Origin of the sequence: Pseudomonas guariconensis (assembly GCF_040822035.1) — a bacterium.
In the GTDB taxonomy this organism is placed as follows: domain Bacteria; phylum Pseudomonadota; class Gammaproteobacteria; order Pseudomonadales; family Pseudomonadaceae; genus Aquipseudomonas; species Aquipseudomonas guariconensis.
This window is the reverse complement of the sequence record NZ_CP162012.1, coordinates 3,813,650-3,833,845: the sequence shown is the minus strand read 5'-3', so window position 1 is coordinate 3,833,845 and position 20,196 is coordinate 3,813,650. Positions and strand designations below refer to the sequence as shown.

Annotated in this window: 21 protein-coding genes and 1 tRNA gene; 18 read left to right on the top strand and 4 right to left on the bottom strand. The window is 61.1% G+C overall.

Features of this window, described 5'->3' with window-relative positions; genetic code table 11:
• Nucleotides 1-33: 33 nt before the first annotated feature.
• The 17 genes from AB1N67_RS17720 to AB1N67_RS17640 all read left to right on the top strand — a co-directional run bounded on the left by AB1N67_RS17720 (nt 34) and on the right by AB1N67_RS17640 (nt 13,742).
• Nucleotides 34-561, top strand: a complete 528-nt coding sequence (locus tag AB1N67_RS17720) for a YceD family protein (RefSeq protein ID WP_043214407.1) — start codon at nt 34-36, stop codon at nt 559-561.
• 13 nt (nt 562-574) lie between these two features.
• Nucleotides 575-757: a 50S ribosomal protein L32 gene (gene rpmF, locus AB1N67_RS17715; protein ID WP_008096416.1), complete on the top strand. Its 183-nt coding sequence runs from the start codon at nt 575-577 to the stop codon at nt 755-757.
• Between the two features lie 3 nt (nt 758-760).
• Nucleotides 761-1,771, top strand: a complete 1,011-nt coding sequence (gene plsX / locus AB1N67_RS17710; RefSeq protein WP_090343783.1) for a phosphate acyltransferase PlsX — start codon at nt 761-763, stop codon at nt 1,769-1,771.
• Between the two features lie 124 nt (nt 1,772-1,895).
• Entirely contained in the window at nt 1,896-2,831 is a 936-nt protein-coding gene (gene fabD, locus AB1N67_RS17705; protein WP_367863323.1) for an ACP S-malonyltransferase, read from the top strand.
• Nucleotides 2,832-2,847: 16 nt separating this feature from the next.
• Entirely contained in the window at nt 2,848-3,588 is a 741-nt protein-coding gene (gene fabG / locus AB1N67_RS17700) for a 3-oxoacyl-ACP reductase FabG (RefSeq protein WP_043214411.1), read from the top strand.
• A 206-nt stretch (nt 3,589-3,794) separates the two neighbouring features.
• Complete coding sequence (gene acpP / locus AB1N67_RS17695; RefSeq protein ID WP_043214413.1) at nt 3,795-4,031, top strand: acyl carrier protein; 237 nt, start codon at nt 3,795-3,797, stop codon at nt 4,029-4,031.
• 152 nt (nt 4,032-4,183) lie between these two features.
• Nucleotides 4,184-5,428, top strand: coding sequence for a beta-ketoacyl-ACP synthase II (gene fabF / locus AB1N67_RS17690; RefSeq protein ID WP_043214415.1), 1,245 nt, complete (start codon nt 4,184-4,186; stop codon nt 5,426-5,428).
• On the top strand, nt 5,428-6,249 hold the full coding sequence (gene pabC, locus AB1N67_RS17685; protein WP_182815983.1) for an aminodeoxychorismate lyase: 822 nt from the start codon (nt 5,428-5,430) through the stop codon (nt 6,247-6,249). The genes fabF and pabC overlap by 1 nt, the downstream gene beginning before the upstream one ends.
• A 3-nt stretch (nt 6,250-6,252) precedes the next feature.
• On the top strand, nt 6,253-7,410 hold the full coding sequence (gene mltG, locus AB1N67_RS17680; RefSeq protein ID WP_182815981.1) for an endolytic transglycosylase MltG: 1,158 nt from the start codon (nt 6,253-6,255) through the stop codon (nt 7,408-7,410).
• A gap of 9 nt (nt 7,411-7,419) precedes the next feature.
• A complete protein-coding gene (gene tmk / locus AB1N67_RS17675; protein WP_090343787.1) occupies nt 7,420-8,052 on the top strand; it encodes a dTMP kinase in 633 nt (210 codons plus the stop codon).
• The gene (locus AB1N67_RS17670) at nt 8,045-9,031 is read left to right on the top strand and encodes a DNA polymerase III subunit delta' (protein ID WP_324725170.1); all 987 of its coding nucleotides are present in this window, start codon (nt 8,045-8,047) and stop codon (nt 9,029-9,031) included. Before tmk ends, AB1N67_RS17670 begins: the two co-directional genes overlap by 8 nt.
• Before the next feature lie 33 nt (nt 9,032-9,064).
• On the top strand, nt 9,065-9,850 hold the full coding sequence (locus tag AB1N67_RS17665; RefSeq protein ID WP_090343791.1) for a TatD family hydrolase: 786 nt from the start codon (nt 9,065-9,067) through the stop codon (nt 9,848-9,850).
• Between the two features lie 392 nt (nt 9,851-10,242).
• Nucleotides 10,243-10,878: a TetR/AcrR family transcriptional regulator gene (locus AB1N67_RS17660; protein WP_043215450.1), complete on the top strand. Its 636-nt coding sequence runs from the start codon at nt 10,243-10,245 to the stop codon at nt 10,876-10,878.
• 104 nt (nt 10,879-10,982) lie between these two features.
• The gene (locus tag AB1N67_RS17655) at nt 10,983-11,951 is read left to right on the top strand and encodes a GTP 3',8-cyclase MoaA (RefSeq protein WP_043215448.1); all 969 of its coding nucleotides are present in this window, start codon (nt 10,983-10,985) and stop codon (nt 11,949-11,951) included.
• 66 nt (nt 11,952-12,017) lie between these two features.
• Nucleotides 12,018-12,623 carry a DUF4823 domain-containing protein gene (locus AB1N67_RS17650; RefSeq protein WP_043215446.1) on the top strand — a complete coding sequence of 202 codons (606 nt, stop codon included), beginning with the start codon at nt 12,018-12,020 and terminating at the stop codon, nt 12,621-12,623.
• 10 nt (nt 12,624-12,633) lie between these two features.
• On the top strand, nt 12,634-13,191 hold the full coding sequence (locus AB1N67_RS17645) for a DUF1285 domain-containing protein (RefSeq protein WP_090343793.1): 558 nt from the start codon (nt 12,634-12,636) through the stop codon (nt 13,189-13,191).
• A 137-nt stretch (nt 13,192-13,328) separates the two neighbouring features.
• Nucleotides 13,329-13,742 (top strand): cupin domain-containing protein, encoded by a 414-nt coding sequence (locus AB1N67_RS17640; protein ID WP_317847185.1) that lies wholly within the window; start codon nt 13,329-13,331, stop codon nt 13,740-13,742.
• 62 nt (nt 13,743-13,804) lie between these two features.
• On the opposite strand, the gene AB1N67_RS17635 is transcribed toward AB1N67_RS17640, so the two are convergent.
• Both AB1N67_RS17635 and AB1N67_RS17630 read right to left on the bottom strand, forming a co-directional pair.
• Nucleotides 13,805-13,880 (bottom strand) — tRNA-Asn (locus tag AB1N67_RS17635).
• 62 nt (nt 13,881-13,942) lie between these two features.
• A complete protein-coding gene (locus AB1N67_RS17630) occupies nt 13,943-15,139 on the bottom strand; it encodes an amino acid aminotransferase (protein ID WP_102082656.1) in 1,197 nt (398 codons plus the stop codon).
• A gap of 287 nt (nt 15,140-15,426) precedes the next feature.
• Here AB1N67_RS17630 and uvrB point away from each other — a divergent pair, with 287 nt between their 5' ends.
• Nucleotides 15,427-17,442, top strand: a complete 2,016-nt coding sequence (gene uvrB / locus AB1N67_RS17625) for an excinuclease ABC subunit UvrB (protein ID WP_043215438.1) — start codon at nt 15,427-15,429, stop codon at nt 17,440-17,442.
• A gap of 63 nt (nt 17,443-17,505) precedes the next feature.
• Here the strand turns inward: uvrB and AB1N67_RS17620 are convergent, their stop codons facing one another.
• On the bottom strand, nt 17,506-18,996 hold the full coding sequence (locus AB1N67_RS17620; RefSeq protein WP_178113778.1) for a DHA2 family efflux MFS transporter permease subunit: 1,491 nt from the start codon (nt 18,994-18,996) through the stop codon (nt 17,506-17,508).
• Nucleotides 18,997-19,045: 49 nt separating this feature from the next.
• Nucleotides 19,046-20,101 carry an HlyD family secretion protein gene (locus AB1N67_RS17615; protein ID WP_043215434.1) on the bottom strand — a complete coding sequence of 352 codons (1,056 nt, stop codon included), beginning with the start codon at nt 20,099-20,101 and terminating at the stop codon, nt 19,046-19,048.
• Between the last annotated feature and the right edge of the window lie 95 nt (nt 20,102-20,196).

The window sequence follows — 20,196 nt, the reverse complement described above, 5'->3', positions numbered from 1 at the left end:
AGGGGCGGGGGGCATCCCTAGAATGCTGCGCCTATGTTGAATGACCCGATTCCACCTCACGTTGACCCGCGCAAATTGGCCGATCGTGGCGTAACCATCCAAGGTTCGCTGCAACTCGCTGATTTGGAAAGACTCTGCGACCCGCTGTCCGACGATGTCGGTACGGTGCAGGCGAAGTTCGATTTTGAGCGAGACGAGCAAGGCGCTGTGGTGTTTCACAGCGAACTCGATGTCGAAGTCAAGATGGTTTGCCAGCGTTGTCTTGAGCTGGTCACCCTGCCGATTCACAGTGAATGTACGTACGCTGTGGTGAAGGAGGGTGCGAATACCCAGTCGTTGCCGAAAGGCTATGACGTGCTGGAACTGGGCGAAGATCCTTTGGATCTGCAGGCGTTGATCGAGGAAGAGCTCTTGCTCGCCTTGCCTATCGTGCCTGCTCATCATCCGGAAGAATGCCAGCAGCCGGCGGGCGCAGATGAGCCCGAATCGAGCAAGGACGAGGTATCGCGGTCCAACCCGTTCAGTGTTTTGGCGCAGTTAAAGCGTGACCCAAACGTTTAGGAGTTAATCAATTATGGCTGTTCAGCAGAACAAAAAATCCCGCTCTGCCCGTGACATGCGCCGTTCCCACGACGCCCTGTCGGAAAACGCGCTGTCCGTAGAGAAGAGCACCGGTGAAGTGCACCTGCGCCACCACGTTTCGCCAGAAGGCGTATACCGTGGTCGCAAAGTGATCGACAAGGGCGCTGACGAGTAATCCTTGTCCGCTCAGATCATCGCGATCGACGCAATGGGCGGGGACTTCGGTCCCCGCAGCATTGTTCAGGCAAGTATTGCTTGCCTCTCGGCTACCCCCTCGTTACATCTGACCCTCGTCGGTCAACCCTCCCTCCTCGAAGATCTTGTCAGCAGTCTGCCGGCTGCGGATCGCGCGCGCCTGCAAATCGTAGCGGCAAGCGAAGTGGTGGGTATGGACGAGCGGCCATCACAGGCATTGCGGGGTAAACCTGACTCGTCGATGCGCGTCGCCCTGGAACTGGTGCGTGATGGCAAGGCGCAGGCCTGCGTGAGCGCCGGAAATACCGGTGCGCTCATGGCGCTGTCGCGCTTCGTGCTCAAGACGCTGCCGGGCATCGACCGGCCGGCGATGGTGGCGGCGATCCCCACGCAGGCAGGGTATTGCCAGCTGTTGGATCTTGGCGCCAATGTCGATTGCAGCGCCGAGAACCTCTACCAGTTCGCCGTGATGGGATCAGTGGCCGCCCAGGCGCTGGGAATCCATCGTCCGCGGGTAGCGCTGCTCAATGTTGGCACCGAGGACATCAAAGGCAATCAGCAGGTCAAGCTTGCAGCGAGCCTTTTGCAGAATGCTCGCGGGCTCAACTACATTGGTTTCGTCGAGGGCGATGGCCTCTACCGTGGTGAGGCCGATGTGGTGGTGTGCGACGGTTTCGTCGGCAATATCCTGCTCAAGTCCAGCGAAGGTCTGGCCACCATGATCGGTGCGCGCATCGAGGCGCTATTCAAGGGGAGTGTGTTGGCCCGGGCCGCTGGTGCCATGGCCATGCCCCTGCTCAAGCGACTGCAGGCCGACCTGGCCCCGGCGCGGCACAATGGCGCGAGCTTCCTCGGTCTGCAAGGTATCGTCATCAAGAGCCATGGTTCTGCCGGAGTGCAGGGCTTCCAGAGCGCCATCCAGCGTGCGCTGATCGAAATCCAGGAGAACCTGCCGCAACGCCTGCATGGTCGCCTGGAAGATCTCTTGCTTTAATTCCCGCCGTGAAATGGTTAAATGTGACCGCTTGGTCTCTTTTCCCATCCAAGTTTTCAGTTTCCGCGTCCAGCCCTGGGCTCGACGCACCCTATCCGACGACAAGATCATAAGGGCTTGTTCAATGTCTGCATCCCTCGCATTCGTCTTTCCCGGTCAAGGTTCCCAGTCGCTGGGCATGCTCGCCGAACTCGGCGCAGAGAAACCGGTAATCGTCGAGACCTTCAAGGAGGCTTCCGAGGCTCTGGGCTATGACCTGTGGCAGCTGGTCCAGCAAGGTCCGGAGGAACAACTCAACCAAACCGACAAAACCCAGCCGGCGATCCTCACTGCATCCATTGCCCTGTGGCGCCTGTGGCTGGAAGAGGGTGGTGCGCAACCGGCCTTCGTTTCCGGCCATAGCCTGGGCGAGTACAGCGCGTTGGTCGCTGCTGGCAGCCTGAGCCTGAAAGATGCCGTTCGCCTGGTCGAGCGTCGTGGCCAGCTTATGCAAGAGGCCGTTCCTGCAGGTCACGGTGCGATGGCGGCAATCTTGGGCCTGGATGATGCCGATGTTGTGGCGATCTGTGCGGAAGCGGCTGAAGATGAAGTGGTCAGCGCGGTCAACTTCAACTCGCCAGGCCAGGTGGTCATCGCCGGCAACAAGGCCGCGGTGGATCGCGCTATGGAACTGTGCAAAGCCAAGGGTGCCAAGCGTGCGCTGCCGCTGGCGGTCAGCGTGCCGTCGCACTGTGCATTGATGAAGCCTGCCGCCGAGCGCTTCGCCGAGGCGGTCAACGCCATCGAGTGGAAGGCCCCGCAGATTCCGGTCGTGCAGAATGTCACCGCCGCGATCGCCGCCGACCTGACTGCCCTAAAGCAGGACTTGCTGGCCCAGCTGTACCAGCCTGTGCGTTGGGTCGAGTGCGTGCAGACCCTGGCCGCCAATGGTGCGGTCAACCTGGTCGAGTGTGGCCCTGGTAAAGTCCTGGCTGGTCTGAACAAGCGGTGCGCCGATGGCGTGACCACCTACAACCTCAATACCCCTGACGCCGCCGCCACCCGTGCGGCGCTGGCCTGAAACTGGAGAAGCTTGCATGAGCCTGCAAGGTAAAGTTGCCCTGGTCACCGGCGCCAGCCGCGGTATCGGCCAGGCTATCGCCCTGGAACTGGGCCGCCAGGGCGCGACCGTGATCGGCACCGCTACCTCGGCCTCGGGTGCCGAACGTATCGCCGCGACCCTGAAGGAACACGGCATCAATGGCACCGGCATGGAGCTGAATGTGACCAGCGACGAGTCGGTCAGTGCCGTGCTCGCAGCCATCGGTGAGCAGTTCGGCGCACCGGCCATCTTGGTCAACAACGCGGGTATCACCCGCGATAACCTGATGCTGCGCATGAAGGATGATGAGTGGTTCGACGTGGTCGACACCAACCTCAACAGCCTCTACCGTCTGTCCAAGGGCGTGCTGCGCGGCATGACCAAGGCACGCTGGGGTCGTATCATCAGCATCGGCTCGGTCGTCGGTGCCATGGGTAACGTCGGTCAGGTCAACTATGCTGCCGCCAAGGCCGGTTTGGAAGGCTTCAGTCGTGCCTTGGCGCGTGAAGTGGGCTCGCGCAACATCACCGTCAACTCGGTGACTCCGGGCTTCATCGATACCGATATGACCCGTGAGCTTCCAGAAGCACAGCGCGAAGCTCTGCAGTCGCAGATTCCGCTGGGTCGTCTGGGTCACGCCGACGAGATCGCCAAGGTGGTTTCCTTCCTGGCATCCGATGGCGCGGCCTACGTGACGGGCGCCACCGTGCCGGTCAACGGCGGGATGTACATGTAAAAACCTGCAGCATCAATGTGACGGATTGCTTCAAAAAAGTGTCATACACGGAGCCTAAAATCCGTTATAAAGCTGCAACCAGATTCCAGGCAGAGGGTCAGGTGACTTCGAGATCGGCGCGTTCCGCTTGAAAAGCAGGCGTCTTTCTATAAACTTGGTCACCGGCCAGCTGCCTGACATATGTCCATTAGGAGTGAAAACTAGGTATGAGCACCATCGAAGAACGCGTCAAGAAAATCGTCGCCGAGCAACTGGGCGTCAAGGAAGAGGAAGTGACTGCTGAGAAGTCCTTCGTCGATGACCTGGGTGCCGATTCGCTTGACACCGTTGAGCTGGTGATGGCTCTGGAAGAGGAATTCGAGACCGAAATCCCTGACGAAGAAGCCGAGAAGATCACTACCGTTCAAGCTGCTATCGACTACGTCAAAAGCCACCAGGCCTAAGACGCAGTAGTCGACGCTTCTTGTCGGGAAAAACCGCACTGCCTTTGCCGGCGTGCGGTTTTTTCTTTGCGAGTGCCGAGAGCCTGTTGCCATTTCATTCCATTGCCTGAATGCAATGGCAAGAGACTCTGTTATTAGAAGAGGAGAGTACTGTGTCGCGTAGACGCGTCGTGGTCACCGGTATGGGTATGCTGTCGCCACTGGGTACCGATGTACCGAGCACTTGGCAGGGCATTCTGGCTGGCCGCAGTGGCATTGGGCCGATCGAACACACGGACCTGTCTGCCTATACCACCCGTTTTGGCGGCTCGGTGAAGGGCTTTGAGGTTGAGCAGTACCTGTCGGCCAAGGAAGCTCGCAAGCTCGACCTGTTCATCCAGTACGGCCTGGCGGCCGGTTTCCAGGCGGTACGCAATGCCGGCCTGGAAGTCACCGACGCCAACCGCGAGCGTATCGGCGTGGCCATGGGCTCGGGCATCGGCGGCCTGACCAACATCGAAGAAACCAGTCGCACCTTGCATGATCAAGGGCCGCGGCGGATTTCGCCGTTCTTCGTGCCGGGTTCGATCATCAATATGATCTCGGGCTTCCTGTCGATCCACCTGGGTCTGCAGGGACCGAACTACGCTATCGCCACTGCATGCACCACCGGCACCCACTGCATCGGCATGGCCGCGCGCAACATCGCCTACGGTGAAGCCGACGTGATGATCGCCGGCGGTGCCGAAATGGCAGCCTGTGGTCTGGGCATGGGGGGCTTTGGCGCCTCCCGTGCACTGTCGACGCGCAATGATGAGCCGACCCGCGCCAGCCGTCCATGGGACAAAGGCCGTGATGGCTTCGTGCTTTCCGATGGTGCTGGTGCCCTGGTTCTCGAAGAACTCGAGCATGCCAAGGCCCGAGGCGCGACGATCTATGCCGAGCTGGTTGGCTTTGGCATGAGCGGGGATGCCTACCACATGACTTCACCGCCCGACACCGGTGATGGCGCTGCGCGCTGCATGACCAATGCCCTGCGTGACGCTGGCATTCAGCCGGAAGAGGTCAGCTACATCAACGCCCATGGTACCTCGACCCCGGCGGGCGACATCGCCGAAGTGGCCGCGATCAAGCGGGTGTTCGGCGAGCACGCCTACAAGCTGGCCGTGAGCTCGACCAAGTCGATGACCGGCCACCTGCTGGGCGCCGCCGGTGCGGTGGAAGCGATCTTCAGCGTACTGGCGATCAACAGCCAGATGGCGCCGCCGACCATCAATCTGGACGAGCCGGACGACGGCTGCGACCTTGACTTCGTGCCTCACGAAGCCCGCAGCATGCCTATCGATGTAGTGTTGTCCAACTCCTTCGGCTTTGGCGGGACCAACGGTTCGCTGGTGTTCCGCCGGTTCGTCGGCTGATGCACAGTTGGATCGACGGCCAGGCCGCGACTGCACTCAATCTGCAGAACCGCGGCTTGGCCTATGGCGATGGCCTGTTCGAGACCATCGCCGTGCGTGCGGGCAGGCCTAGCCTGCTCACGCAGCACCTTGATCGCCTGGCATTGGGTTGCCAGCGACTGGCGATCGAGGCTGACCTGCCACTGATCCGCGACGAAATCATCGCTTACGCCAGCCAGCTCGGTGAAGGCGTGGCCAAGCTGATCCTCACCCGTGGCGACAGCCTGCGTGGCTATGCACCTGCTGCCGGTGCCGCGCCCCGTCGTATCCTCCAGGGCAGCCCGTTGCCTGCCTATCCTCGGGAAAACGCCGAGCACGGCATACGGCTGTTCGACTGCCAGACCCGCCTGGCGGAACAACCGCTGCTGGCCGGGCTCAAACACCTGAACCGCTTGGAACAGGTATTGGCCCGCAGTGAATGGCAAGGCACCGATCACGCCGAAGGGCTGATGCGCGACATGCAAGGGCGGCTGATCGAGGGGGTGTACAGCAACCTGTTCCTGGTGCGCGACGGTGTGCTGCTGACGGCGGACCTGAGCCGCTGCGGTGTCGCGGGCGTGATGCGTGCGGCGTTGCTCGAGCAGGCCGCAGCACTCGGTGTCCAGACCCAGGTGCGCGACCTCGCGTTGGCGGAGTTGGAGCAGGCTGACGAAGTGTTCCTGTGCAATAGTGTGTATGGCCTCTGGCCGGTGCGCGAATTCGCGGCACTCAAGCTTAACTGGCCGCCAGGCCCGCTCACCCGTAAACTGCAGGCCGTTGCCCGTACGTTACTGGAAACCTGATTCGTGAGACGCAAATTCCTGCTGCTGCTGGAAATGGGGTTGATCCTGGCTGGCCTTGCTGTGGGCTGGTCGGCCTGGAAGGTCAACTCGGTTCTGGAGCAGCCTCTGCACGTGACGCAGGAGCAACTGCTCGACGTGCCCAGCGGCACCACCCCTAATCGTATGTTCTATCGCATGCAGAGCGAAGGACTGCTCGATGATGCCGTCTGGCTGCGCCTGTACTGGCGTTTCAACATGGCCGGCACCCCATTGCACACCGGCGAATATCGTCTGTCTCCGGGCATGACCGTGGCCGAACTGTTCGAGGCCTGGCGCCGGGCCGATGTGGTGCAGTACAACCTGACCCTGGTCGAGGGCTGGACCTTCCGCCAGGTGCGCGCCGCAGTGGCCAAGCACGAAAAGGTCAAACACACCCTTGACGGCCTGTCCGACGCCGAGGTGATGGAAAAGCTGGGGCATACCGGCGTGTTTCCTGAAGGTCGTTTCTTCCCCGACACCTACCGTTTCGTGCGGGGCATGAGCGATGTCGAGCTGCTGCAGCAAGCCTACATGCGCCTGGAGGAAGTCCTGGCCAAGGAATGGGCCGAGCGGGCCACTGACTTGCCTTATCGTGACCCATACCAAGCGCTGATCATGGCATCGCTGGTGGAAAAGGAAACCGGTATTCCCCAAGAGCGCGGGCAGATCGCCGGTGTGTTCGTGCGTCGTCTGCGCCTGGGCATGATGCTGCAGACCGACCCGACCGTGATCTACGGCATGGGTGAGCGCTATAACGGCAAGATCACCCGGGCCGACCTACGTGAGCCGACGCCCTACAACACCTACACCATGACGGGCTTGCCGCCGACACCGATCGCCATGGTCGGTCGCGAGGCGATCCATGCCGCGCTGAACCCCTCCGATGGCACGAGCTTGTATTTCGTCGCCCGCGGCGATGGCAGCCATGTGTTCTCGGATGACTTGGATGATCACAATAGCGCGGTGCGTGAGTTCCAGCTCAAGCGCCGCTCCGATTACCGCTCCAGCCCCGCGCCGCAGACGCAGCCGGATGCGAGCGAGCAGGCGCCGACCGAGTCGGGTCAGAACCCGATCCCTGAGGGCGATGCACCTGCCAGCGACCCTGCGCCGGGCGATGCGCCGGCACCTGACGAACAACAGTAAGGACTGCCAGTGAGCGGCTTGTTTATTACCCTGGAAGGCCCCGAAGGCGCGGGCAAAAGTACCAATCGCGAATACCTGGCCGAGCGTTTGCGCGAGCAAGGGCTGGACGTGGTCATGACCCGCGAACCCGGTGGTACGCCGCTGGCCGAGCGGATCCGCGAACTGTTGCTGGCGCCCAGTGACGAGATCATGGCGGTCGATACCGAACTGCTGCTGATGTTCGCCGCCCGCGCTCAGCACCTGGATCAGGTCATTCGTCCTGCTCTGGCGCGTGGTGCGGTGGTGCTTTGCGATCGCTTCACCGACGCCACCTATGCCTATCAAGGCGGCGGCCGGGGGCTGCCCCAGGCGCGTATCGCTACCTTGGAAACCTTTGTCCAGGGCTCGTTGCGTCCGGATCTGACTCTGGTGTTCGACCTGCCGGTCGAGGTCGGCCTGGCGCGCGCTGCTGCCCGTGGTCGCCTGGACCGCTTCGAGCAGGAAGGCCAGGCCTTCTTCGAGGCTGTGCGGCAGGCGTATCTGCAGCGAGCCCAAGGCGCCCCTCAGCGCTATAGCGTGCTGGATGCCGCACAACCGCTGGAGGCTGTGCAGCGTGCCATCGACGCACTGTTGCCTGGCATTTTGGAGCGGTGCCGTGGCTGAAGCCTATCCCTGGCAGCAGGGGCTTTGGGAGCAACTGTCTGGACGTGCTCAGCACGCCCATGCCTACCTCCTGCACGGGCCGCAGGGCATCGGTAAACGCGCCTTGGCCGAGCGCCTGATGGCGCGCCTGCTATGTCAACAGCCCCAGGGGCTGGATGCCTGTGGCCAGTGCAAGTCGTGTCTGCTGCTCAAGGCGGGGAGCCATCCGGACAACTTCGTGCTAGAGCCCGAAGAGGCCGACAAGCCGATCAAGATCGACCAGGTGCGTGAGCTGGTGTCCTTCGTGGTGCAGACTGCCCAACAGGGCGGGCGCAAGGTGGTGCTGATCGAGCCGGTCGAGGCAATGAACGTCAATGCATCGAACGCCTTGCTCAAGAGCCTGGAGGAACCCTCCGGCGACACCGTGTTGCTACTGGTCAGTCATCAGCCGAGCCGCTTGCTGCCGACTATCAAGAGCCGTTGCCAGCAGATCGCATGCCCGCAACCAAGCCTGGCTCAAAGCCAGGCTTGGTTGGCCGGTGCCTTGCCCGAGAGCAGCGCTGAGGAGCGCGATGAGCTACTGGCCCTCGCTGCTGGCTCGCCGTTGATGGCTGTCAGTCTGCAGGCACAAGGCGTGCGTGAACAGCGTGCGCTGGTCACCGAAGGGGTCAAGAAGCTGCTCAAGCAACAGCAATCGCCCAGTCAGCTCGCCGAGGCCTGGAGCAACGTCCCTTTGCTCTTGTTGTTCGACTGGTTCTGTGACTGGTCGCACCTGATTCTGCGTTATCAATTGACCCAGGACGAAGAGGGGCTAGGCTTGGCCGATATGCGCAAGGTGGTTCAGTATCTGGCGCAGAAGAGCCGACAGGGCAGGGTGCTGGAGGTCCAGGCGTGGATTCTCGAACAGCGCCAGAAAGTACTGGCCAAGGCCAACCTCAATCGTGTCCTGCTGCTGGAAGCCTTGCTGGCCCATTGGGTCCAGTTGCCTGGCGCCCGCTGATACTTTCGTTTTCTCCATGTGTGCCGTCATCCCATGCTCGTAGATTCCCATTGCCATCTTGATCGTCTGGACCTCAGTGCCCACCAGGGCTCCCTCGATGCGGCGCTGCAGACCGCCCGGGAGCGGGGTGTCGGGCATTTTCTGTGTATCGGGGTGAGCGCCGAGAACGCCGCTGCCGTCAAAGCGCTGAGCGAGCAATACGCCGATGTGGATTGCTCGGTGGGGGTGCACCCGTTGGACCTTGCACCCGGTGAAACACCCGCGCTGGAGTGGCTGCTGCGTGAGCTGGCCCACCCCCACGTCGTCGCTATTGGCGAAACGGGTTTGGATTACCACTACGAGCCGGAGGCGGCAGCTTTGCAGCAGGCATCCTTCCGTCTGCACCTGGAGGCGTCGCGCCAGACCGGCAAGCCGGTGATCGTTCATACTCGCGCGGCACGGGCCGACACCTTGGCGTTGCTGCGTGAGGCCAACTTGCCCCAGGCCGGTGTGCTGCACTGCTTCACCGAAGACTGGGACATGGCCCGCCAAGCCTTGGACCTGGGTTATTACATCTCTTTGTCGGGCATTGTCACCTTCCGCAATGCCGATGCCCTGCGTGACGTCGCCCGTCAGGTGCCTGCCGACCGGCTGCTGGTCGAGACCGACTCGCCATACCTTGCGCCGATTCCATACCGGGGCAAGCCGAATCTGCCGCAATACGTGCGTGAAGTGGCCGAGTACGTGGCGTCGCTGCGAGGTGTCAGCTATGCCCATTTGGCCGAGCAGACCACAGCCAACTTCAAGCGACTGTTCCCGCTGGCGCGGGTGGCTGGTTGATCCGAGTGCCCTGACCCTGCAACGCGCATGGGGATCCGGGCAAAAAAAACCCGGGTTCTGGGGGGGGAATCCGGGTTAAGACCATTAGGAGTAAAACAAAGGTACCGCGGTCCCTGGGCACCTTTATTGACGCGCCACTTGGGGGGATGCGCCGCGCCAACACTCCAAGTATTGGTCAGGTTTGGCACAGTGCCAGCGACAACTGGTCGTTTTTTAAACAGATTTGGAATACGCCTTGGAACCATTGGGCCATCCCTGTATGGCTGGGCGTATTTTCCAAAGGCTTGAGGGCTTCCTTGCACGTATCGTGATACACAGATGCTTGGATGATCCGTGCAATTTCCTGCAAGTTAGGCATAATAATCCGCTTCGATTGTCATCCAGTCCTTCCTATGCAGAAAGAACCTCGTAAGGTCCGTGAGTTTCGCCGCCGCGAACAAGAGATCCTCGATACCGCGCTCAAGCTGTTTCTCGAACAAGGGGAAGACAGCGTCACCGTCGAGATGATCGCCGACGCCGTGGGCATCGGCAAAGGCACGATCTACAAGCACTTCAAGTCCAAGGCGGAGATATACCTGCGCCTGATGCTCGACTATGAGCGTGACCTGAACGCGCTGTTGCATTCGGACGACGTCGACCGTGACAAGGAGGCCCTGTCGCGCGCCTATTTCGAGTTCCGCATGCGCGATCCGCAGCGCTACCGGCTGTTCGACCGCCTGGAAGAGAAAGTGGTCAAGGGCAACCAGGTGCCGGAGATGGTCGACGAACTGCACCGCATCCGTGCCTCCAATTTCGATCGCCTGACCCTCTTGATCAAGGGGCGCATCAGCGAGGGCAAGCTCGAGGACGTGCCGCCATACTTCCACTATTGCGCCGCCTGGGCGTTGGTGCATGGCGCCGTTGCGCTGTACCACTCACCCTTCTGGAGCAATGTACTGGAGGATCAGGAAGGTTTCTTCCAGTTCCTCATGGACATCGGCGTACGCATGGGCAACAAGCGCAAACGCGACCCGGAAATCGCAAACTGAAGGTCTGACCGGCCTTTCCCTGCACCGTCCGGCATTGAGGCTTGCAAAAACCTGATTTTTGAGTCAGGTTTTGCAGGCCCGATTCTTCCATGCCGGAGTCATTCATGATCGTCGATCGTCAAGGTAGGCGTTTTCGCAACCTGCGTGTCAGCCTGACGGCTGCTTGCAACTACGCCTGTACCTACTGTGTGCCTGATGGCAAGCGCCTGGTGGCGGCACAGGATGAACTCCCGGCGCAAACCCTGGCCCGCGGCGTAGCCTACCTGGTCGAGGCGGCTGGCATCGAGCGACTACGGATTACCGGGGGGGAGCCCTTGGTCAGTCCCCGCTTGGAAGGTTTTCTGGAGTCGGTGGCCAAGCTGGGGCTGGCCGAGATCGGACTGACCACCAATGGCCAGCTGCTTTCACGCAAGCTGCCGCTGTTGCTAGATGCTGGTATTCGCCGCCTGAATGTTTCCCTCGATACCCTCGATCCGCAGGCGTTTCGCCGAATTGCGCGCGGAGGTGACCTGCAGAGCGTGTTGACCGGCATGGCGCAAGCCAGTGCCGCTGGTATGAGCATCAAAGTGAACATGGTGCCGATGCGTGGGCAGAACCTCGATCAGGTGTTGCCGCTACTGGATTATTGCCTGGAGCGAGGATACGAGCTGCGCTTCATCGAGCTCATGCGCATGGGGCATCTGGCCCGCGATCACAACGCTTTTCTGCAGCAGTTCGTGAGCCTGGAGCAACTGCTTGGGTTGATCGGCCAAGTTCATGCCTATCAACAGGCGAGTGCCCCTATCGATGCCACTGCGATGCGTTATCGCATTCCCGGCAAAGGGCATTTCGGCGTGATTGCCAACGAGAGCGTGCCATTTTGCCGAACCTGCTCACGCCTGCGCTTGTCCTCCACGGGCTGGCTGCATGGCTGCTTGTCATCGGGCAATCGGCATTTTGTCGGCGATTTGCTCGACAAGCCGCGTCACCAGGCGCTTCCCAGCCTGCAGCGGTTATTGGTCAAGGCTTTGGCGGACAAGCAGGATGTGGCGTTTTCCGGTGGGGTGACGATTATGAAAGTGATCGGCGGTTGATTCTGGCGCAAAAGCTGCATCTGGCGGCTATTCGCCGGTTTTTCGTCGCCGGGTTCTGGAGGAATGATGCGTAGCCTGGTCTTGTCGCTCGCCCTGATGGCGTTGGGCGGCTGCATGAATGTCAGTGATATGGGAGAAGGCGTTCGGTACCACATGAGCGATGCTGGGCTGCTGGATCACAGCGAGACTCGGCGCAGCCTGTCGGTGCGTCTGCAACCAGATTCGTTCATCTTCATCGGCCAAGGCCACTTCGTACCGCCGGCCAAAGGTCCGGTTCCACGCCAGAACGCTGTGGCCGAGGAAGCCTACAAGAATTTTGTCGAGTACTTCCCGCTGGTACGTCGTGCACAGGGGCCGTTGGGGCTGGAGGAGGCGATTGCCGAGGCGCGCTCGGTTGGGGCCGATTACGTCCTGTACACTCGCTTCGCTCGTAGCGACGACCGCATCGGCAATGGGGACGAATGGTATGACGAGCAGGCTGTGGATCGTTTGGGCGTGGACACTGGCGTGGTACAGATGATGCTGATCGAGACTAGCACTCGCTATCTGATCGACACCGTACGTATCAAGAGCCGTGGCGGTTTGTTGACGTTCCACGACAATGCGCCGGAAGATTTGCTTGCTCAGCCCATGCGCGATTACGCTCGTAGTCTCGTGGGTATGAGTCGTTGAGGGCAGGGGCATGACAGGTAGCGGCAAGGCCAACGATCTTCTGGCGCAGATCCCCAAGGAGAAGGGCTTGCCGCCGGTGCATCTATGGAACCCGGACTTCTGCGGCGACATCGACATGCGCATCGCCCGGGATGGCACGTGGTATTACCTGGGCACACCTATCGGGCGCAAGCCGATGGTGCGGTTGTTCTCCACCATCATTCGCCGCGACGGCGATGACTATTTTCTGGTTACCCCGGTGGAGAAGGTCGGCATCCGCGTCGATGACGCACCGTTCGTCGCTGTCACGCTGGATGTGGAAGGCAGCGGCGAGCAACAGGTGCTGCGCTTTACCAGTAACGTCGACGATCAGGTCGCTGCTGGCAAGGACCATCCCCTACGTGTCGAAATCGATTCGCGAACCCAGGAACCTTCGCCTTATATCCTCATGCGCAGCAACCTCGAGGCGTTGATTCACCGCAACGTATTCTACCAATTGGTCGAGTTGGCGGTGCCGCGCGAGATCGACGGACAAGTGTGGCTGGGTGTCTGGAGTAGCGGCGAGTTCTATCCGATCGGTCGGCCTTGAAGAGCTGAAGGTTGATATGGGGCGCACAGCGGCCCAGGATCGACGCCGATCGGCCTCCTGCTTTTTCGCTGAATTGGCCATTTGCCCCTAGCGCATCGGGACATAACCTGCTGGCAATCGCCCATCAGGAGAAACCCATGAAAACCCTCCATCACTCCCTCGTCTTGCTGCTGTCCTGCGGCCTTTGGGGCCTACAAGCGCCAGCCTGGGCCCACGGTGAGCAGCCCAATCAGGTCAAGATCCTGCAAGAGCGGCTTCCCAGCAATGCGCCTGGCAAAAAAGCCGTCATGCTCACCGTCAGTTATGCACCGGGACAGGCCTCGCCGGCCCATCAGCACCCTGGCGCGGTTATGGCCTATGTACTCGAGGGGGCGGTGGCTTCCAAGCTCAATGATGAGCGAGAAAGGATCTACAAGGCAGGGGAGTACTGGTACGAGGCACCGGGTACCGTGCACAGTGTGTCGCGTAACGCCAGCCAGAGCCGGCCCGCCAAGCTGCTGGTTTGGAGTCTGGTCGATGAGGGCAAACCTGTCACCGAGCCACTGAAATAGAACGCAACGGCAGAAACGAAAAAACCTCCAGTGCTTGCGCGTCTGGAGGTTTTTTCAATGTTTGGCTCCGCGACCTGGACTCGAACCAGGGACCCAATGATTAACAGTCATTTGCTCTACCGACTGAGCTATCGCGGAATCTGCGCGTATCTTACTGATCGCCAGGGGGAAGTCAAGCTTCCCCCTGAGCAATCAATGAGTTACAGCACTTCGACGATGGCCTTGGTGACGACGTGGATGTTGCTCTGGTTCAACGCGGCAACGGCGATACGGCCAGTGTCCAGGGCATAGATACCGAAGTCGTTCTTCAGGCGGGCCACTTGTTCAACGGTCAGGCCCGAATAGGAGAACATGCCCACCTGGCGGCCCACGAAGCTGAAGTCGCGCTTGGCGCCGTACTGGGCCAGCAGCTCGACCATCTGCTTGCGCATGCCGTGGATACGCTCGCGCATCTCTCCCAGCTCCGCTTCCCACATTTGGCGCAGTTCAGCGTTGTTGAGCACGGTGGCGACGATGGTCGCGCCGTGAGTCGGCGGGTTGGAGTAGGTGGTGCGGATGACACGCTTGACCTGCGACAGCACACGGGTGCTTTCGTCTTTCGAGGCGGTGACGATCGACAGCGCACCAACGCGCTCGCCGTACAGCGAGAACGACTTGGAGAACGAGCTGGAAACGAAGAACTCCATGCCCGACTCGGCGAACAGGCGCACCGCGAAGGCGTCCTCAGCGATGCCGTCACCGAAGCCCTGGTAGGCCATGTCCAGGAAGGGCACGTGGCCCTTGGCTTTGACGACGTCCAGAACGTTTTTCCAATCGTCCAGGGTCAGGTCGACGCCGGTCGGGTTATGGCAGCAGGCGTGCAGCACGACGATGGAGCCGGAAGGCAGATTGTTCAGGTCCTCGAGCATGCCAGTGCGGTTGACGTCATTGCTCGGCGCATCGTAGTAGCGGTAGTTCTGCACCGGGAAGCCAGCGCTTTCGAACAGGGCGCGGTGGTTTTCCCAGCTCGGATCGCTAATGGCTACGACGGCGTTGGGCGAAATACGCTTGAGGAAGTCGGCGCCGATTTTCAGAGCACCGGTACCGCCAACGGCCTGTACGGTGACCACGCGGCCAGCGGCCAGCAGTGGCGACTCGGCGCCGAACAGCAGCTTCTGTACGGCCTGGTCGTAGGTGGCGATACCATCGATCGGCAGGTAGCCGCGCGAGGCGTGCTGGGCAGCACGCTGGGTCTCGGCTTCGATCACGGCGCGCAGCAGCGGAATGCGGCCTTCCTCATTGCAGTACACGCCTACACCCAGGTTGACCTTGTCGGTACGTGGGTCGGCGTTGAATGCTTCGTTGAGGCCCAGGATGGGGTCGCGGGGTGCCAGCTCGACAGCGGAAAACAGGCTCATTGTTACCTTGGCTCTGATTGGAGAGTGATAGGACGCGCACACTCCGGCCGAGTGCACAGAAGTGGTGCGCAAACGGGGAGTCAGTATAGTGATACCCATCGGTCACCGCGACAGTCTGGCGCAGGTTTTCCGGGCTTTTGTGCGAATATTTTTCAACCATTGGTCGAATTGCCCGGTCCACTGTAATGCGCGTTCGCAGCTTGACCTTGATTCTGGTCCCGGGCGAGCGCATTTGGGTATAGACTACTGGCTAAATTTACAGTTGCTGCGTTACCGCGAGGTCCGTCATGTCCGAGTTCCAACTCGTCACCCGTTTCCAGCCGGCCGGCGACCAGCCCGAAGCCATCCGACTGATGGTCGAAGGCATCGAGGCTGGGCTTTCGCACCAGACCCTGCTGGGCGTGACCGGCTCGGGCAAGACCTTCAGCATCGCCAATGTCATCCAGCAGGTGCAGCGTCCGACCCTGGTACTGGCACCGAACAAGACCCTGGCGGCGCAGTTGTACGGCGAGTTCAAGGCGTTCTTTCCGAACAACGCAGTGGAGTATTTCGTCTCCTACTACGACTACTACCAGCCTGAGGCCTACGTGCCCTCGTCCGACACCTTCATCGAGAAGGACGCCTCGATCAACGATCACATCGAGCAGATGCGACTGTCGGCTACCAAAGCCTTGCTGGAACGCCGCGACGCGATCATCGTCACCACGGTGTCCTGCATCTACGGCCTGGGTAGCCCCGAGACCTACCTGAAGATGGTCCTGCACGTCGATCGTGGCGATAAACTCGACCAGCGCGCACTGCTGCGCCGCCTGGCGGACCTGCAATACACCCGCAACGAGATGGACTTCGCCCGTGCCACTTTCCGCGTGCGTGGGGATGTGGTGGATATCTTCCCGGCCGAATCGGACCTTGAGGCCATCCGCATCGAGCTGTTCGACGATGAGGTGGAGAACATCGCCGCATTCGACCCGCTCACCGGCGAGGTCTTCCGTAAGCTGCCGCGCTTCACCTTCTACCCCAAGAGCCACTACGTCACGCCACGCGAGACCTTGCTCGAGGCAGTGGAGGGCATCAAGGAAGAACTCAAGGACCGCCTGGACTACCTACAGAAGGCGAACAAGCTGGTAGAGGCCCAGCGTCTGGAGCAGCGCACCCGCTTTGACCTGGAGATGATCCTCGAGCTTGGTTACTGCAACGGCATCGAAAACTACTCGCGCTACCTGTCCGGCCGACCGGCCGGCGCGCCGCCACCGACCCTGTACGACTACCTGCCGGCGGACGCGTTGCTGGTTATCGATGAATCCCACGTCAGCGTTCCCCAGGTCGGTGCGATGTACAAGGGCGACCGCTCGCGCAAAGAAACTCTGGTGGAGTACGGCTTCCGTCTGCCATCGGCCCTGGACAACCGCCCCATGCGCTTTGACGAGTGGGAGGCCGTCAGCCCGCAGACCATCTTTGTCTCGGCCACCCCCGGTCCGTACGAGGCCGAGCACGCCGGGCGGGTGGTGGAGCAGGTGGTGCGCCCCACCGGCCTAGTGGATCCGCAGGTGGAGGTGCGGCCGGCCCTGACCCAGGTCGATGACCTGCTGTCGGAAATCCGCAAGCGCGTGGGTGCTGGCGAGCGGGTGCTGGCCACCACCCTGACCAAGCGCATGGCCGAGGACCTTACCGACTACCTGGCCGATCACGACGTGCGGGTACGCTACCTGCACTCGGACATCGATACTGTCGAACGGGTCGAGATCATCCGTGACCTGCGCTTGGGTACATTCGACGTGCTGGTGGGCATCAACCTGTTGCGCGAGGGCCTGGACATGCCCGAGGTGTCTCTGGTGGCCATCCTGGATGCCGACAAGGAAGGTTTCCTGCGTTCGGAACGCTCCCTGATCCAGACTATCGGCCGCGCCGCACGTAACCTCAACGGCAAGGCGATCCTTTATGCCGACCAGGTCACCGGCTCCATGCAACGGGCCATCGACGAGACCGAGCGACGCCGGGCCAAGCAGATCGAATTCAACCTGGCCCACGGCATCGTGCCCAAAGGCGTGGTCAAGGACATCACCGACATCATGGAAGGCGCAAGCGTTCCGGGCGGACGCAGCAAGAAGCGCAAGAGCATGGCCAAGGCAGCGCAAGAGAGCGCCCGCAACGAGGCTGAGTTGCAGACGCCGGCGCAGATCACCAAGCGCATCAAGCAATTGGAAGAGAAGATGTTCCAGTACGCCCGCGACCTGGAGTTCGAGGCGGCCGCCCAATTGCGCGACGAGATCACCCAACTGCGCGATCGATTAATAGTGAGTTGATCGCTCGAGTGCCTGTAAGACTTCTTCGCGGATTTGCCCGCGAAAAGGGCAGGCGACACCCATTCAATGGGCCTCGCCCGGCTTCATTCCCGGTGGCAACTTGCGGGTCAGCAACACGGCCACCATGCTCACCACCAGTCCCAAGCCAACCCAGTGGAAGGCGTCGTTGTAGGCCATGATCAGCGCTTGCTGGTGGGTGATCTCGCTCAGTTTGCCCAGCGCCGCGTTATCGCTGCCCAACCGCTCGGCCAACTGCGATAGCCGTTCGGCCACCTGTGGATTGCTTGGCACCACTGATTCTCGCAGGTAATCGAAATACACCTTGGTTCGCGCGTCCAGCAGTGTCGCCAGCAGGGCGATACCGATCGCCCCGCCCAGATTGCGCAGGATGTTGAACAGGCTCGACGCTGAGCCGGCGTCTTCCGGCAGAATGTAGGCGGTGGCGATAAGCGAGATGGTCACCATGATCATCGGCTGCCCCACGGCACGGATGATCTGGATTTGATCGAATTGCGGCCCGGCAAAATCAGGGTTCAATACGCCTGAGCCGAAGCTGGCCAGTCCGAACAGGCAAAAGCCCAGTGCGCAGAGGACCTTGGGCGGAATCACCTTCATCAGCAGCGGCACCAGCGGAATCAGGAACAGCTGCGGCAACCCCATCCACATGATCACCTCGCCGATCTGCAAGGCGTTGTAGCCCTGGACCTGCGCCAGGTACAGCGGCAACAAGTAGATCGAGCCATACAACCCTACGCCCATCCCCAAGCTTGCCACGCTGCTGAGCCCGAAATTGCGGTTGCCGAGGATGCGCAGGTTGATCAGCGGGTGAGGTCTGGAGAACTGCAGGATGACAAACGTGATCAGGCTTATCAGTGCTACCGTGCCGAGGCTGACGATCAGGTTCGACTCTAGCCAATCCTTGCGATGGCCTTCCTCTAGAAACACTTGCAAGCAGCCCAGGCCCAGCCCCAGCGTGACGATGCCGGCGTAATCGGTGCGCTTGAGCAGGTCCCAATGGGCCTCTTTCTTCTCAAGACCATAGAGTAGGCCCGCGATCATCACAATGCCTGGTGGCACATTGATATAAAAGATGTACTCCCAGCCCCAGTTCTCGGTCAGCCAGCCGCCCAGTGTCGGGCCGATCGACGGGGCGAACGTGGCCGTCATGGCAAACATGGCCATGCCCTTGGCGCGTTGGTGCTCCGGCAGCTTGATGAGCGTAAGGGTGAACGCCAGGGGGATCAGGGCGCCGCCGGTGAAACCCTGAAGAGCGCGAAAAAGGATCATGCTCTCCAGGTTCCAGGCCATGGAGCACAGCAGCGAGGAAGCGAGAAATCCCAGTGACACCCAGACCGCCAAGCGCCGGGCCGAGAGCAGCTGCACCAGCCAGGCGGTAAGAGGGATCATGATGATCTCCGCCACAAGGTACGAGGTGGAGATCCATGAGCCTTCCTCAAGGGTGGCCGAAAGCGCGCCCTGAATGTCTTTGAGCGATGAGTTGGTGATCTGGATATCCAGCACCGCCATGAAGGCCCCGAGCATCGCGCTCATCACCGCGATCCAGTCGCGGCGGCTTGGCTCCGCAGTGGGGCGTATCAGCGCGTCACCGGCCATCTTGGCCTTCGTCCGCATCGCGCAGGTCAACGGTCACGGTTACCGACATGCCCGGACGGATACGTCCATGCAGCGGGTTGTCCGCGGCAAAGGTGAGCTTCACCGGGATACGTTGGACCACCTTGGTGAAATTGCCGGTGGCGTTGTCCGGCGGCAGCAGGCTGAACTGTGCCCCGGAGGCGGCGAACAGGCTGTTCACCTGGCCTTCTATTGGGGTATCCGGGTAGCTGTCGAACACCAGCTCTGCGCGTTGCCCTGGGTGCATGCGGCCAATCTGGGTCTCCTTGAAGTTGGCCTGCACCCAGATGTCTTCATCCGGAACGATCGATAGCAGGTAGGCACCAGCTTGCACTACCTGTCCATTGCGTGCGTTGCGTTGGCCGATGGTGCCGCTGATCGGCGCGCGGATTTCGCAGCGGCTCAGGTTCAGCTCGGCCTGGGCCAGGTCGGCACGAGCATTGGCGATCTGCGCATCGAGGCGCTTGAGGTCAGCGCTCAAGGCATTGACCTGCTGGCGCTGGCTTTGCAGATCGGCCTGGGCCTTGTCGACTTGGGAGCGGGCCACGTGACTCTCTGCCGAGAGAGTAGTGACACGTTCCTCAGAGACAAAACCCGGCTTACGCAAGGCTTGGGCGCGGTTGAGGTCTAGTTGCGAGCGGTTGAAGGTCGCCTGGTTGGCGGCCACCTGGGCTTGGCCGGCCGCGATCAGGCTGCCTTGCTGGGTCAGCCGGCTTTGCGCCTGCTCACGTTCGGCTTCGCGGGTGGCCAGGGCTGCCCGGGCGCGCTCGACGGCCAGTTCGAAATCGGCCCGTTCCAGGTGAACCAGGAGCTCGCCCTTGGTCACATGCTGGTTGTCCTCGACCAGGACGTTGTCGATGCGGGCACCGAGCTGGCTTGAGATGCGCGTGATTTCACCTTGGACATAGGCATTGTCGGTGCTCTCGTAGAAGCGGCCCTTGAAGTACCAATGGGCCAGGAAGGCGAGGGCGACGAGCAGGACCAGGGTGAAGAAGATCAACAGGCGACGTTTGAGTTGGGCGGGCATGGGTACTATGGTTCCAGAAATGTAAGTAAATTTAACAGCCAGTACTGGCGCCCTCACAAGTGACAATCGCGCCATTGCTGGAGCCGGACGCCCGC